This is a genomic window from Mesorhizobium sp. M0587 (assembly GCF_040320945.1).
GTDB lineage: Bacteria > Pseudomonadota > Alphaproteobacteria > Rhizobiales > Rhizobiaceae > Mesorhizobium.
In genome coordinates this window covers 129,090-143,633 of the sequence record NZ_JAMYQP010000011.1, presented here as the reverse complement: position 1 = coordinate 143,633, position 14,544 = coordinate 129,090, and the positions used below count along the sequence as shown (strand labels likewise).

General features: G+C 62.5%; 13 protein-coding genes. All 13 read right to left on the bottom strand.

Annotated elements, in window-relative coordinates; genetic code table 11:
• Positions 1-4: 4 nt before the first annotated feature.
• The gene (locus NKI49_RS13270) at positions 5-787 is read right to left on the bottom strand and encodes an ABC transporter ATP-binding protein (protein WP_352597941.1); all 783 of its coding nucleotides are present in this window, start codon (positions 785-787) and stop codon (positions 5-7) included.
• Positions 784-1,557 (bottom strand): ABC transporter permease, encoded by a 774-nt coding sequence (locus tag NKI49_RS13265; protein WP_352597940.1) that lies wholly within the window; start codon positions 1,555-1,557, stop codon positions 784-786. Before NKI49_RS13265 ends, NKI49_RS13270 begins: the two co-directional genes overlap by 4 nt.
• 90 nt (positions 1,558-1,647) lie before the next feature.
• The gene (locus NKI49_RS13260) at positions 1,648-2,598 is read right to left on the bottom strand and encodes an ABC transporter substrate-binding protein (protein ID WP_352597939.1); all 951 of its coding nucleotides are present in this window, start codon (positions 2,596-2,598) and stop codon (positions 1,648-1,650) included.
• Positions 2,599-2,758: 160 nt separating this feature from the next.
• Positions 2,759-3,103, bottom strand: coding sequence for a peptidase inhibitor family I36 protein (locus NKI49_RS13255; RefSeq protein ID WP_352597938.1), 345 nt, complete (start codon positions 3,101-3,103; stop codon positions 2,759-2,761).
• Positions 3,104-3,206: 103 nt separating this feature from the next.
• Positions 3,207-4,055 (bottom strand): DUF1194 domain-containing protein, encoded by an 849-nt coding sequence (locus NKI49_RS13250; RefSeq protein WP_352597937.1) that lies wholly within the window; start codon positions 4,053-4,055, stop codon positions 3,207-3,209.
• Positions 4,056-4,138: 83 nt separating this feature from the next.
• Positions 4,139-6,700 (bottom strand): GcvT family protein, encoded by a 2,562-nt coding sequence (locus NKI49_RS13245; RefSeq protein WP_352597936.1) that lies wholly within the window; start codon positions 6,698-6,700, stop codon positions 4,139-4,141.
• 174 nt (positions 6,701-6,874) lie between these two features.
• On the bottom strand, positions 6,875-8,107 hold the full coding sequence (locus NKI49_RS13240) for a hypothetical protein (protein ID WP_352597935.1): 1,233 nt from the start codon (positions 8,105-8,107) through the stop codon (positions 6,875-6,877).
• A gap of 22 nt (positions 8,108-8,129) precedes the next feature.
• Positions 8,130-9,560, bottom strand: coding sequence for an aspartate aminotransferase family protein (locus tag NKI49_RS13235; protein WP_352598053.1), 1,431 nt, complete (start codon positions 9,558-9,560; stop codon positions 8,130-8,132).
• A gap of 105 nt (positions 9,561-9,665) precedes the next feature.
• Positions 9,666-10,673, bottom strand: a complete 1,008-nt coding sequence (locus NKI49_RS13230) for an NAD-dependent epimerase/dehydratase family protein (RefSeq protein WP_352597934.1) — start codon at positions 10,671-10,673, stop codon at positions 9,666-9,668.
• Positions 10,670-11,104, bottom strand: coding sequence for an EamA family transporter (locus tag NKI49_RS13225; RefSeq protein WP_027026036.1), 435 nt, complete (start codon positions 11,102-11,104; stop codon positions 10,670-10,672). The genes NKI49_RS13230 and NKI49_RS13225 overlap by 4 nt, the downstream gene beginning before the upstream one ends.
• Positions 11,105-11,226: 122 nt before the next feature.
• Entirely contained in the window at positions 11,227-12,579 is a 1,353-nt protein-coding gene (locus NKI49_RS13220; RefSeq protein WP_352597933.1) for an FAD-binding oxidoreductase, read from the bottom strand.
• 2 nt (positions 12,580-12,581) lie between these two features.
• Positions 12,582-14,015: a UbiA family prenyltransferase gene (locus tag NKI49_RS13215; protein ID WP_352597932.1), complete on the bottom strand. Its 1,434-nt coding sequence runs from the start codon at positions 14,013-14,015 to the stop codon at positions 12,582-12,584.
• 223 nt (positions 14,016-14,238) lie between these two features.
• The gene (locus NKI49_RS13210; protein WP_352597931.1) at positions 14,239-14,502 is read right to left on the bottom strand and encodes a hypothetical protein; all 264 of its coding nucleotides are present in this window, start codon (positions 14,500-14,502) and stop codon (positions 14,239-14,241) included.
• Positions 14,503-14,544 lie beyond the last annotated feature (42 nt).

Sequence of the window (14,544 nt, the reverse complement as noted above, 5' to 3'; positions counted from 1 at the left end):
CTAACTACGCCTGCGCCGTGTGCATCGCTTCGACGCGGATATCTTCCGTGAGCCGCGCCTTCAGCGCCGAGAATTCCGGACTTGTCTTCAGCGTGTAATGGCGCGGGTGCGGCAGGTCGATGCCGACATCCGATTTGATGCGGCCGGGCCGCGCCGTCATCACGACCACCCGCGAGGCCATGAAGATCGCTTCCTCGATGTCGTGGGTGACGAACAGAACCGTCTTCTTGCGCCGTTCCCAAATGCCGAGCAAAAGCTCCTGCATCAGCCCGCGGGTCTGGTTGTCGAGGGCGCCGAATGGCTCGTCCAGCAACAGGATCTCGGGATCGTTGGCCAGCGCTCGCGCGATCGCCGTGCGCTGCTGCATGCCGCCGGAAAGCTGCTTCGGCCAGTGGTTCTCGAACCCCTTCAGCCCGACGAGATCGACATAGGAAGCCACGATTTCACCGCGTTCGCGCTCGGCCATGCCGCGTTCGCGCAGGCCGAAGGCGATATTCTCGGCGACCGTCAGCCACGGAAACAGCGTGTAGGACTGAAAGACCATGCCGCGGTCCGGCCCAGGCCGGGTCACCGGCCTGCCGTCGAGCAGCACGCGGCCTTCGCTCTGCGCCTCAAGGCCGGCGACGATTCTAAGCAATGTCGACTTCCCGCAACCGGATGGCCCCAGAATGGTGATGAAGTCGTTGGCCGCGACCGCCAGATCGATCGGCATCAGGGCGTTTACCGGCTGCCCGCCGCGCACGCCGGCGAAAGTCCGCGAAACGCCTTCGATGAGAAGCTTGCTCACGCCAGGCTCCAGGGAAAGAGCCAGCGGTTGAATGCCTTGAAGGCGAAATCGGATAAAAGCCCGATCAGCCCGATCACGATGATGCCGAAGATGATCTGCCCCGTGGCCAGCCGAGACTGGCTGTTGATGATCATGTAGCCGATGCCAGACGACGAGCCGATCAGCTCGGCGACGATGACATAGGTCCACGCCCAGCCGAGCACCAGCCGGAGCGTCTCGGCAATTTCGGGCGCATTGGCCGGCATGATCACCCGTTTGACGATGCCATTGCTGGTCGAGCCCAGCGTATAGGCGGCCTCGACCAGGTCGCGCCGCGTGGAACCCACCTTGACCGCGATGATCAGGATGATCTGGAACACCGAACCGACGAAGATGACGAGCAGTTTCTCCAGTTCGCCGATGCCCGCCCACAGGATGAGCAGCGGAATGAAGGCCGAGGCCGGCAAGTAGCGGGCGAAGGAGACGAATGGCTCCAGAAACGCCTCCACCGGTTTCCAGGCGCCCATCGCGATGCCGAGCGGCACGGCGATCACGGACGCCAGCACGAAACCGCCGAAAACGCGCCAGATGGTGATCAAAATGTCGAGCCAGAAACGGTCTTCGACCAGCAACCGCCAGCCGTCGCGCAGCATCGACAGCGGATCGGCGAGAAAGATGCGGTTGACGTGGCCGCCGAGCGTGATCCACGCCCAGAAGGCGACGAACAGCACGAAGAAGGAGATGCCGAGCGTGGTTCGGATGCCCGGCGAGACTGGATGCAAGGGGCGCATCTTCAAATCGTCCCCATCTTCAAATCGTCTCTCGTCCAGGAGAAGGCAGCGGCACCAGGCACCGCTGCATGATGGCCAAAGGCCGAAACGTCAGTTCGAAACCGCGCTGGCGTCGGCCAGCGTGGCGACATCTGGCGCTTCCTTGATCAGCCCCATCTGCAAGAGAAGCTCGCCGGCGGTCTTGGAAAAATCCTGGAACTCCTTGGTGAAGAACTGCTTGTTTTCCGCCCTGTCGGCCCATTTCAGGTACTTCGCCGAATCCTCGAACTCCTTGGCAGACTGCTTCACGTCGGCGCCCATGATCTCATAGGATTTCTGCGGGTCGCTCTTGATCAGGTCGAGCGCATCGAAATAGCTGTCGGCAAGCGCCTTGGCGGCGTCGGGATTGGCCTTGAGGAATTCCGGCGTGCAGCCGACCGTGTCGAGAACCATCGGATAGTCGAGCGTGGTCGCCAGGATATGGCCCTGATCGGCTTTGCCGCGCACGGCCGAGATGAACGGCTCGTAGGTGACGGCTGCATCGTTCTGGCCGGCAAGGAAAGCTTGCGCCGCCGCGTCAGGTTCGAGATTGACGACTGTCACATCCTTTGTCGACATGCCGTTCTTGTTCAGCACCCAGGCCAGCATGAAATAGGGCGACGTGCCCGGCGCCGAGGACGCGACATTCTTGCCTTTGAGATCGGCGACGGTCTTGATGTCGTTGCGGGCGACAATGCCGTCGGCGCCATAGGATTTGTCGAGCTGGAATATCTGCTTTGTTGTGACCCCGCTGGCGTTCCACACCAGCCAGGTCTCGACCGTGGTGGCAGCGCACTGCAGATCGCCGCTGGCGATGGCGAGCGGCCGGCTCGCTTGCGGCACCTTCTTCAAGGTCACGTCGAGGCCGTGCTTCTCGAAGATGCCGGCCTGCTTGGCAAGCGTTAGCGGCGCGAAGCCGGTCCAGCCGCTAATGCCGATGGTAACCGATGTTGCGGCCATGACCGGTGCGGACAAGCCGGCGGCAAGCGTCAATGTCGCGGTGAAAGCGGCGATCCTGTTCATGTCGGTTCCCCTTATTGTTTTCTTGAATGGGGAATTGTTCACAGACGCCAATCGGCTTGTCAATCAACAGCATAGTGAGGCGGACGGCAAACTGGCCGGCGACGTACAAACGATCGCCGACCAGGCGCGGAAACGCAGATGCCTGAAATCCAAGGACGGCTCAGTACTCGTCGCAATAGCACTCGGCCGACGAAATGCGATCGTTCCAGTCGCTGCCGCCGAAATCGCGGACCCTGCGCCTGATCTCGATCGAGCGACCTCCCCTGCGGGAATCCTCATACGCAACGAGGGTGCAGCCCCGGCGAACGAAGACCGACGACACGCGGTCGTTCCAGAACTGACCGCCGCGAAAATTGACGGCATCGTCGGCCCCCATTTCCAGCGACCGCCCGCGAAAGTTCGCGTGCTCGAACAGGACACAGGCGGGCTCATCGTTGTACTGGGCGCTGGCGCCCTCGACGCAGAGCACGGACGCGACGGCAGTGAGGATGACAAGGCGTTTCATCTGGTGTTTCCTCTGTTCGACCGCGGCGCCCTACCCCTCGCGCGGATTGCATCACTTTGCCACTGCTGCGGGCAGCGAAGCAAGCCGTGGCGACAGGAGTGGTCTAGCGGCTGTCGAACATCCAGCTGCGGTTGCGCCACATTTTCTCGCCGACCAGGCAGTCGCTGGCGGGCGTGTTCTGCGCCAGCACGACCGGCGGATGCACACCCTCCTCGGCCGCCCATTGCGGTGAGGCAGGGCCGGCCAGTTCCAGCACCAGTTTGCGGCGGATCGCCTCGGGAAATTGCGTCCAGTCGTTGACCGGGATCATGAAGGCGCCGGGGCCGCCAATGACGCAGTCGCTGTAATAGCGGTCGAGATCGTTGACATCGTAGGCACTGGTGAAGCCGCCTCGGGTCATCAGCGGCAGGCCGTTGATGACGATGCCTTGCTTGACGAGCCCGTCGCGGGTGAGATCGACCGGCGCGCCCTGGTTGTTGGGACCATCGCCCGAAATGTCGATGACCTGCTTCGTCCCCTGGTAGCCGCTTTCGGCGAAGAGATCGCTGCCGAACTCCAGCGCGCCCGAGATCGACGTGCGCCGAGCACTGTTGGGCGGCTGCGCCGACAATTGCGCGACCACCCGCTCCGCATCGGCGCGGCTGGCGATCACCGTCCACGGCACGATGACGCGCTGCCAACTGGTGCCGGCCCACTCGACATAGGTGACGGCGATCTTGCCATAGGCGCCATCTGCGATAGCCCGCAGCACATTGTCGTGCGTCAATGCCGCCGCATAGCCGCGACGCTGGATCTCGAGCTCGTCAGGCGACATCGACAGCGACACGTCGACAGCCAGCACCAGTTCGATATCGACCGGCTCGTCCGCCTGGGCGGCCGGCGCCAAACAGAACATCAGCGCCAGCGCGGCGGCGCCCGACAGGACATGTCTCGCACGGGAAAAAGCAGACATGACGCAAGGGTAAGCGAAAACAGCCGGTCGACAAAGAGAAAAGGCCGACCAAGCGCCGGGCTTCTCATCACAATCCTGCGTCCTCAGCTACGTGGCTTGAGGTTCTCCGGGTCGTAGAGTGGCTTGTAGCCGACGGCCGCGACTTCGACCGGGTACGTCTCGCCGAAATACTCGATGGCGAGCTTGCGGCCTTCCTGGGCATAGGCCCACGGCAGATAGGCGAGCCCGATGTTCTTGCCGATGGTCGGACCATAGGCCACCGACGTGGTGAAGGAGCGGCGGCCGAGTTCGTCGACCAGCGTCTCGCCGGTGGCGGGATCCAGCACCGGCATCGTGCCCACCGGATAGCGCGCCACGCCCTTGGAATCGGTGTTTTCGGTCATCACCAGCGTGCACAGCATAGCCGGCTGGTGCTCGCGGGCGCGGTATTCCAGATGCTTGGCCTTGCCGCAAAAGTCGTTCTCCTTGACCTTCGGACGTGCAAGATCGGCTTCGAGCAGATTGTACTCGGTCAGCAGGTCGGCGTTCTGCAGGCGCAGGCTCTTTTCCATGCGGCGGGTATTGGCATAGGTCTCGACGCCGAAGGGCATGACGCCGGTCGAACGCAACGCATCCCAGACGGCCAGGCCGTCGTCGTAGCGCATATGCAATTCCCAGCCTTGCTCGCCGACATAGGAGATGCGGAAGGCGGTGACATCCTTGCCGCCGATCCTGACCGGCTTGATCGCCGCGAACGGGAAGTTTTCGAGCGACAGCCCGTCCGGATTCTCGACAACCTTCTGCAAGGTCGCTCGTGCATTCGGACCCCAGATGCCGATGGTAACGAATTTCTCGGTCACATCCGTGATCGTGACATCAAAGCCTTTGTCCTGCGCCGTGCGGCGCATGTACTGGAAGTCGCGCGGGCCGGCGTCCGCCCCGTCGATCAAACGGCAGCGGTCGGCCATGCGGATGACCGTAAAGTCGGCGCGCACCATGCCCTCCTCGTCGAGGAAATGGGTGTAGATGCCCTTGCCGATGTTGTTGTCGCCGCCGATCTTGGCCGCGCACAGCCATTCCAGCAACGCCACATGGTCCGGACCTTCGATGTCGTACATGGCGAAATGCGACAGGTTGACGATGCCGCAATCCTCGCTCATCGCCAGGTGTTCGGCATTGGAGACGCGCCAGAAATGGCGGTTGTCCCACTCGTTCTCGCGCACCGGCACCCGGTTGGCGTATTTCTCCAGCAGGTGCTCATTGGCGGCGTAGCCATGGGCGCGCTCCCAGCCGCCCAGTTCCATGAAATAACCGCCGAGTTCCTTCTCCCGCTCCCAGAACGGCGAGCGCCTGATGTTGCGGGCCTTGGAGAAGGGCTCGCGCGGATGCACCGCCGGATTGTAGACCTTCATCGCCGTCTCGGTGCAGCGATCCCAGATGAACTGCTCCTTCGTCTGGTGCGGATAGAAGCGCGCATAGTCGATGGCGTGATGGTCGATGGCGGTGCGGCCGTCGGTCATCCAGTCGGCGATCAGCTTGCCCATGCCGGGACCGTCCTTGACCCAGATGGCGACGGCATACCAGAGCCCCCTCACCTTCTGGCTCTCACCCATGGACGGGCCGCCATCCGCAGTCACCTGCAGCAGGCCGTTGAAGGAATGGCTCTCGTTGTAGCCGAGCTCGCCCAGGATCGGCGTCAGTTCCATGGCGCGCTCCAGCGGCGCCAGGATCTGCTCCATGTCGAGGTCGCGTTGCGACGGCGAAAGCCGCGCCTGGTCCTTCTCCAGCAGATCGCGCGGATGGCAAAGGCGCGGATTGGTCTCTTCGTAATAGCCCCATTCGATCTGGCCGCCCTCGGCGGTCTTGGGGTCGCCGGTATCGCGCATATAGGCCGAGTTGCCTTGGTCTCGCAGCAGCGGCCAGCCGATCTCCTTGCCGGTGCCGGCGAACTCGTTGTAGGGGCCGAAGAAAGTCAGCGGATGGTCGATCGGCATCACCGGCAGGTCCTCGCCCATCATTTCCGCGATCAGCCGGCCCCATATGCCGGCGCAGACGACGACATAGTCGGCCTCGATCGTGCCACGGTCGGTCACCACGCCAGTGATGCGGCCGTCCTTGACCACGAGCGATCGGGCCGGCGTGTTGGCAAAGGACTGCAGTTTGCCCGAGGCCTCGGCCTGGTCGACCAACTTGCCGGCGACGGTCTGCGAGCGCGGGATGACAAGACCGGCATCGGGGTCCCACAGGCCGCCCTGCACGATCTCTTCTTCGATAAGCGGAAATTTTTCCTTGATCTCGGCCGGCTCGATCAGACGCGCTCGCGTGCCAAAAGCCTTCGCCGAGGCGATCTTGCGCTTGATCTCGTCCATGCGGCCATCATCGCCGACGCGTGCGACTTCAAGGCCGCCGATGCGCGCGTAATGGCCCATCTTCTCGTAGAAATCGATGGAATAAAGTGTCGTCCAGCACGACAGGAAATCATGGCTGGTCGTGTAGCAGAAGTCGGAAGCGTGCGCGGTCGAGCCGATATCGGTCGGAATTCCTGATTTGTCGATGCCGACAATGTCGTCCCAGCCACGCTCGATCAGATGATGGGCGATCGACGCGCCAACGATGCCGCCAAGGCCAACGATGACGACCTTCGCCTTTTTCGGAAACTCTGCCATTGCCCGCGACTCCAGATGCTATTGCGGGCAGCGTCGGCGCCCGTTTGATCGGCGCACAATATGCAGGCGGCGGACACCGCGCTACCGCCTGTTTGCGACACGCCACAGGTGCGGCGCGACCCGATATGGATCAGGAAAACGCTAAGGCGATACGTGCCGGGCCGGATAGCGAACTCATTGCCTGTCTCCGGGAATCATTTGCAAGGCGGCACGATGCTGCCCGCGCACCAGTGTTGCCCACAGCGCCATGAACGGCGGCGCCAGCAGCAGGAAGGGCGGGATCAGGTGCGGGAAATAGATGCGCGTGTCGTGGATCGGGAAAACGGTGAACTTCGCCAGCGCGCCGAGCACCAGCGCCGCAAACAGGATGCCGGCGCGCCGGTCGAGGTGGAAGCCGGCACGGGCGGCGGCAAACCAGCCGGCCAGCGCCAGCACCGATACGCCCACCCAGCTGTTCAGGTTCACGGCACGAAGCAGCGATGTGGCAAATGCCTTGAGATAGGCGGTGACGGAGAATGCTGGCTCGAAGCCGTCCATATTGTAGTGCTGCTCGATGCTGGAGAACCACAGATGCGGCCACCAGCCGGGATGATGGGCCCAGTGCGAAATGGCGAAATAGGCGACGAAGGACGCGGCAAAACCGGCCAGCGCGCCCCATGCCCGCTGCCGGAACGCGACCAGCAGTACTGCGAAAACCGCAAGGAAAACAATATTGTCGGGCCGCACCATGAAGGCGAGGAAGAGGAGGATGGCCGTTACCACCTCGCGGCCGCGGACATAGGCATAGAGCCCACCGAGCAACAGCGCCGAACATAACAGATCGGGTGTCGAGGCACGCGCCGCATCGCCGAAACCGGCCATGATCAGCACGGCGCCGAGCACCGGCGCCAACGCCAATGCCTTCTCCGAGCGCAGCCAAAGCAGCGTAATCGCGCCGAACAACAGCACCGAGAACACGGAGACGACCCCCATCGCCTCGACCGGCGACATCACCGAGCTCATCGTAGAAAGTATCTCGGCATAGAGGAACTTGATCCGGTACATGCCGAGCAGCGAATGGAAATCGGCGGCGTTTTCCGTCATGTGGCTGCGGTAGCCGCCGCCATCGTCGGTCAGCGTCTTGTAGTCGCTGGCCGAAACGCCTGATTTGACGGTGTTGTAAGCATAGTCGTGCAGCGCCTGCGCATCGGGATAGGTGCCTTCCTCGGCAATGGCGAGATAAGGCAGCATGTCCCAGTTGGCGTCAGGCATTACCCACGCTGTGAACGCCGTCAACAGAATGTAGAGCGCGAAGGTGGCCGCGCCGATCGGAGCCGCCAACCGCGCGTAAGTTCCCTCGCCCCACGCCAGACCGGCCTCGGTGAGCCGGTCGAGTTGGTTTTTCGCTAGGGGAGACTTGGTCAGCATGGTCTTGCTCAGCGACCTTCGCCTAACGGACTTGGCTTTTGACGAAATCCTTCACGATCGACACGATGCCGCGCGACAAGAGGCTGTCGAAAGCATTGACGAACTGGTCGACATGCTCGCGCTGGCAGATCAACGGCGGCTCGAGCCGGATGACGTTGCGATTGTATTCGGTGAAAGCGACGAGCACGTCGTAGTCGCGCAGCAACAGCGCGCCGACGAAGCCCGACAGCGAGCCTTTCAGCTTGTCGTCGAGCACGCTGACGATCGGGCGCAATACCATTGGCAAGGTCTGCGAGAAATCATGAAACTCCAGGCCGACCATAAAACCCTTGCCGCGCACATCCTTGATGATCTTGGGGTATTTGTCCTTGAGCGCCCGCAGCCGCTGCAGCAGATAGTCGCCTGTGACGGCGGCGTTGTCGATCAGCCCTTCGTCATAGAGCACGTTGAGCGCCTCGATGGAGGTGACGCAGGCCTCGCCCATGCCGCCGAACGTCGCCATGGCGTGGATCATCGCCGTCTTGGGCGTGCCATAGGCTTTCATGTAGATTTCGCGGCGGGCTATCATCGCGCCGACCGCGGCCTTGCCGCCGCCGAGCGACTTGGCCAGCGCCGTCACATCGGGAACGACGCCATAATGTTCGAAGGCATAAAAGCGGCCGGAGCGGCCATAGCCGCACTGCACTTCGTCGGCCACCCACAACACGCCATACTGGTCGCACAGCGCCCGCAGCTTCTGCCAGTATTGCGCCTCTGCCTGGACGATGCCGCCGCCGCCCTGGATGGTTTCCAGAACGATGACGCCGACCTCCGGGTCGGAGCGGAACAGACGCTCGACCGCCTCGATGTCGGCAAAGGGGATGCGGACCGTATTCTCGGCCATCTTGAAGTCGGCGCGGTAGAGCTGGCCGTCGGTGATGCCGAGCACGCCCTTGGTTTTGCCGTGAAAGGAATTCTCGGCATAGACGATTTTCGGGCGCTTTGGGCCTGCGGCGCGTTCCGCAAGTTTCACTGCCGCTTCCATCGCCTCCGAGCCGGACGAGCCCAGGAACACCATGTCGAGATCGCCCGGCGAGCACTTTGCAATGTTGTGCGCCAGCGCTGCCGCATATTGAGACATGAAAGCGATGGCGATTTCCTGGCGTTTCTCCTCCTGGAACTTTTTCCGAACTTCCAGAATACGCGGATGGTTGTGGCCGAAGGCCAGTGACCCGAAGCCGCCGAAGAAATCGAGGATCTTGCGGCCGTTCTGGTCGATGTAGAACATGCCCTCGGCGCGCTCGATCTTGATCTTGTGGAAGCCGAGCAGCTTCATGAAATGCAGCTGGCCGGGATTGAGATGCGCCTTGAACAGGTCGGTCATCCCAGCGACGTCCATTGCCTTGGCCTGCTCGACGCTGATCAGGTCGGGCTTGGCGACGGTGACGGGCGACAGCCCCGGTGCGCTGACCATGGTGCGCGCATTCGTCTGGTCGGGCTTGGTCATGACGGTCATTTCAATCTCCTGTCTGTGCGCACGACCAGCATCGCGCGCAGCGAAAACTGTTCGGCGAGCCCGCTATTCGGCAGGCACATGTTTGGTGGCGACGGCATGGCCGGCCTTCTTGGCCCGGTACTCGCTATAGGCGGCGATCAGCATGTCCTCGTCGCGATATTGCGGTATCCAGCCGAGCTGACGCTCGGCCTTGGACACGTCGAGCACACACTCCTCGTCTGCAATCAGATATTGTTCCGGATCCATGATCGGCATGTTCATGAGGTCGAGCAGGTCGAGCGTGCGCTTGACCGCCCAGCCAGGCGTCGGCAACAGGATCGATCTCGATCCGGCATGCCTGATCAGATCGCCGAGCAGCTTCCTGACCGGGGGCGGATTGAGCGAGCCCAGATTGTAAGCCTCGTTCGGAACTCCTGCCTTCCAGGCAGCGCGTGCGGCCTCCGCGCAGTCGAACACCGAGATGAACTGATAGGGATTCTTGCCCGAACCGATCATCGGCACGGGAAAATTCCAGTCGATCAGCTTGAACAGTTTTTCGAGGATGCCGAGCCGGCCGGGGCCGATGATCAGGCGCGGGCGAAACAGCGAGATCGACATGCCGCGCTTGCGCCATTCGGCAGCCAGCTCCTCGGTCTTCTGCTTCGACCAGCCATATTCGCCAAGCGGCGCAACCGGGTGGTCCTCGGTCATTGGCTGGATAACCGTGTGGCCGTAGATCATGTCGGTGGTATAGTGGACGAGCTTGGCTGCGCCGGCTCTGTCCATCGCCTGCATGATGTGCTCGGTGCCGTGGAAATTCACCGGAAAGAAAAAATCGTGCCGCTTGGCGCGCACCTGGAGCGGCGACAGCATCTTGGCCGACAGATTGTAGACCATGTCGCCGCCCTTAAGCCCGACGGCAGCGACCGAGGCCGGATCCGTGACGTCGCACTTGATAAAACGCGCGTTGCGGTAATGCGACAGCTCGCTTTTCACGACGTCGGCAACGACGACCTCTTCACCATCGGCCACAAGTTTTGGGGCAAGGTGGCGGCCGACGAAACCGTCGCCGCCGAAAATCACATGTCTCATCGAATGATCTCGTTTGCTTGGATCTTGTCGTGGGTGATGGAAGCGGTCTGGTCCTCATGGCCGCGACCGCTCTGCGCGATCAGCACGGTGCCGACGCAGATGCAGGCGATGCCGGCGATGCGCCAGCCATTGAGGTCCTCGCGGAAGACGAAATAGGCGAAGATGGCGACAGCGACATAGGCGAGGCTGAGGAACGGATAGGCGAAGGAAAGCTCGACCTTTGACAGCACATAGAGATGCGAAGCCATGGAGATGACGAAGGTGCAGAGGCCCAGGAATACCCATGGGCTGAAGACGATCTGCAACAGCTTGACCAGGGGATTGACACCCTCGAACGAGATCGGCCCGAGCGACATCATGCCTTGCTTCAGCATCAGCTGTGCGGCAGCATTGGTCATGACCGTAAAGAGAATGAAGACGATGTATTTCATGTCGGCCCACTCACCGTGACATCAAGTAATACAAATCCGAAAAGACTTCGTGAACTCACAAGAGGGTTCTGAGTAAATCTCGCCCTTAAGAATTCGCTAACCACGATCCATTCCAGATTTATCTATTCGGCGGCCTCGACGCCTCGCCGCAGCGGGTCGATCCTCCTGGCCGTTCGCGCCCAGAAGTCCGACATGAAGACGGGGTCGCGCAGCGCTTCCAGCTTCGGCCACTCCGGAAAGGAGGCGGCGAAGGTCGCGGCAGCCATGCGCGCGTCCTTGTAGGGGTTGACCGCGCCGCCGGCCTCGACCGTGATGCGGTCGAGTTCCGCAAGCAGCGCAAGCGTCGCGGGCCCCCTGTTGGGGAAATCCAGCGTCAGCGTATAGCCCGGCCGTGGGAACGACAGCAGCGCGGGCGAGCGGACCTCGCCGAAGCGTTTCAGCACGGTGAGGAAGGAGCCTTGCCCGGCGCGCCTTGCCGCCGCGAGCAGTTCCGGCACGATCGCGCGTGCGACGTCTTCCGGCACCACGCTTTGATGCTGGAACAGCCCATTGGGGCCATAAAGTCGATTCCAGTCGCTCACGCCGTCGAGCGGAAAGAAGAAACCTTGATAGCCGATCTGACGCGGCGCGGTGGCCCGGCGCTTCTTCCACCGGTAGGCCGCGTTGAAAGCAGTCAGGAACGGCCGGTTGAGCACGTTGAACGGCGGCTGGAACGGCACCGAGAAATTGCCGCCGGCGCGCGAAGCTTTATGCGAGCCATGCTCGGCATGGTTGCCGGTGAACAGCAGCCCCCGCCCGCTGTGGCGGCCGCTGGCGAGCTGATCGATCCAGGCAACGGCGTATTCATTGGCCTGGTCGGCTGCTTCTGCCAGGCCGAAGAATTCGCTGAGATCGCGAAACGGCGTCGCTTTCTCGACGATGTCGAGCGAATGCACCCGCATCAACCGGATCGAAGCCGACAGGATCAGGCCTGTCAGCCCCATGCCGCCGATCGTCGCCCGAAACAGGCGCGGGTTGTCGACGGCCGAGCAATGATAGGTGCGTCCATCGGACCGCAGCAGCGTAAAACCTTCCACATGGCAGCCAAACGTGCCGCGCCGGTGGTGGTTCTTGCCATGAACGTCGTTGGCGATAGCGCCGCCGAGCGTGACGAACTGCGTGCCCGGAATAACGGCCGGGAAAAAACCGTAAGGCGCGGCATGAGCGATGACGTCCAACAGCAGCACGCCCGCATCCGCTTCGAGAACGCCGGTCTCGGCATTGAAAGCTCTGATACGATTCAGGGACCGCATGTCGACGACGGCGCCGGTGTGGTTCTGGCAGGAATCGCCGTAGGAGCGGCCGTTTCCATAAGCGAGCAACGACCCGTCCCGCGCCTTGCCGCCCTTCAGCAGCGCAATGCCGTCGTCGGCACCGATCGCGCGCGGCGCGGGCGGTGTGGCGAGACCGAAGCTTTGAAAGAGCGCCCCAGCCATGCCTACCAGCCCCCGATGAACAGCAGAACAGCACCGATCAGCACCACGATCTGGCTGCGCCAGTCTCGGATGATGAAGACGACCGGGTCGTCGTGCATCTCGTCGCGACGCGCCAGGATCCAGACGCGCATGGTGAGATAGAGCACGATCGGCGGCAGCGGCCAGATCAGCCACGGATGCGGATAGAGCTCGCGCACCGCGACGCTGTCCATGTAAAGCGCCAGCACCAGCGCCGAGGAGAAGGCCGAGGCCATGCCGGCCTGGGCGACGATCTCCTGGTCCTCGGTGCGATAGCCGCGGCCGGCGATGCGCTCGCCGACCGCGATGGCGGTAGTCCGCAATTCGACAAAGCGCTTCACCAGCGCGAGCGACAGGAAGAAGAAAATCGAAAAGGCAAGCAGCCAGAACGAGACGTCGACACCGGTCGCGGCCGCGCCCGCCAGGACGCGAATCGTGTAGAGGCCGGCAAGGGTCAGCACGTCGACCAGGAGCATGCGCTTGAACGACAACGAATAGGCCGTGGCGACGACCATGTAGCCGGCGAGCACGGCCAGGAATTCGAGCGACAGAAAGAGACCGATGCCGACGCCGATCGCCAGCAGCACCGCGATCGCGCCAAGGCCGAACGGGATCGATAGCGCGCCGCTGGCGAACGGCCTGTTGCGCTTGGTGAGATGCTTGCGATCGAGCGCCAGATCGAAGAAATCGTTGAGGATATAGATGGCCGACGCCACGGCGCTGAACGAGACGAACGCCAGCAGGCACTGCCAGATCATGTTGGTGTTGAAATATTCGTGCGACAGCACCATCGGCACGGCGATCAGCGAGTTTTTCAGCCACTGATGGACGCGCAGCATCTTGACGATGGTTTTGACGGTCGGCTTCGGCGCCGGCATGGTTTCGGCGTTGCGCGATGTCTGCCAGCGCGCGGCGTGACGGTCGGGCGCCACGACGATTGCATTGCGCGCGGCGTCGAACACCTGGAGGTCATGGCGGCTGTTGCCGGCGTAATCGAAGCCGCCGTCGCCAAAGGCGGTGATCAGCGAGGCGCGCTTCTTGCCCGAGGTGAGATTGTCGAGCCCGTCGGTGGCCATCACCCGGTCGAAAATGCCGAGATGGGCGGCGATGGCTTCGGCGAACTTGCGCGGCGTGCCGGTCGCCAGCACGATCTTGCGGCCCTCGGCGCGTTCGGTGCGCAAGCGGTCGAGCAGCGGTTCGCGATAAGGCAGCGAGGCAGGATCGATGTCTACGCGCTGCGCGATTGCCTGCTTCAGCCGGGCCGGTCCGCCGGCGGCCCAGAAGGGCACGAGGAAGATATAGAGCGGGTTCTTCTTGAGAAGAATGAACAGCCCTTCCCACAACAGGTCGGTCGCGATCAGCGTGCCATCGAGATCGACCGCGAGCGGTATTGCGTTGCTGTCCGACCGCGCATCCATGCCCGTCCTGCCCTGCCGCCATATGACCCGGAAAGCCGGAGTCTCGCCGCGCCGTTCTCGACGTCTTGACGCTGGTATAGCGGGGGTTGGCGTAGCGAACGTTAAAACGCACGGTTGCAGGCGGCTGATGTCGGTATTTCCGGCGTCAATGTTAAGCAACCGCTACCGGAAACGATAAAAGGCCGGACAAACTATCCGGCCTTTCCAGAATATGCCGCTGAAATTACTTGATGCGCGCAGCGCCGCCCGAGATCTCGATCGTTTCCGAGCCGGTCAGGGCTTCGAGGTCACCATTGGGCAAGGTGACGAAGCAGCCATTCTGGCAGAATTCGACGGTTTCGCCGGCAGCCAACGCGAGTTCGGTCTTGCTGCCGCCCTCGGTCACGACCAGCGTGCGGGTCTCGGCGTCCTTGTTGACCGCGCTGGCGGCATGGACCGAGCCGCTCACGGCGAGCAAGGCGACGGCAGCGACGAGAGACTTCCACATGTTGCGATATCGGTGTTCCCACCGCCTCTGTTGCATTCGCAA

Coding starts and splice junctions, on each gene's coding strand:
- NKI49_RS13265 (WP_352597940.1), bottom strand. CDS start 1,557: ATGCGCCCCTTGCATCCAGTCTCGCCGGGCATCCGAACCACGCTCGGC.
- NKI49_RS13260 (WP_352597939.1), bottom strand. CDS start 2,598: ATGAACAGGATCGCCGCTTTCACCGCGACATTGACGCTTGCCGCCGGC.
- NKI49_RS13255 (WP_352597938.1), bottom strand. CDS start 3,103: ATGAAACGCCTTGTCATCCTCACTGCCGTCGCGTCCGTGCTCTGCGTC.
- NKI49_RS13250 (WP_352597937.1), bottom strand. CDS start 4,055: ATGTCTGCTTTTTCCCGTGCGAGACATGTCCTGTCGGGCGCCGCCGCG.
- NKI49_RS13245 (WP_352597936.1), bottom strand. CDS start 6,700: ATGGCAGAGTTTCCGAAAAAGGCGAAGGTCGTCATCGTTGGCCTTGGC.
- NKI49_RS13240 (WP_352597935.1), bottom strand. CDS start 8,107: ATGCTGACCAAGTCTCCCCTAGCGAAAAACCAACTCGACCGGCTCACC.
- NKI49_RS13235 (WP_352598053.1), bottom strand. CDS start 9,560: ATGGTCAGCGCACCGGGGCTGTCGCCCGTCACCGTCGCCAAGCCCGAC.
- NKI49_RS13230 (WP_352597934.1), bottom strand. CDS start 10,673: ATGAGACATGTGATTTTCGGCGGCGACGGTTTCGTCGGCCGCCACCTT.
- NKI49_RS13225 (WP_027026036.1), bottom strand. CDS start 11,104: ATGAAATACATCGTCTTCATTCTCTTTACGGTCATGACCAATGCTGCC.
- NKI49_RS13220 (WP_352597933.1), bottom strand. CDS start 12,579: ATGGCTGGGGCGCTCTTTCAAAGCTTCGGTCTCGCCACACCGCCCGCG.
- NKI49_RS13215 (WP_352597932.1), bottom strand. CDS start 14,015: ATGGATGCGCGGTCGGACAGCAACGCAATACCGCTCGCGGTCGATCTC.
- NKI49_RS13210 (WP_352597931.1), bottom strand. CDS start 14,502: ATGTGGAAGTCTCTCGTCGCTGCCGTCGCCTTGCTCGCCGTGAGCGGC.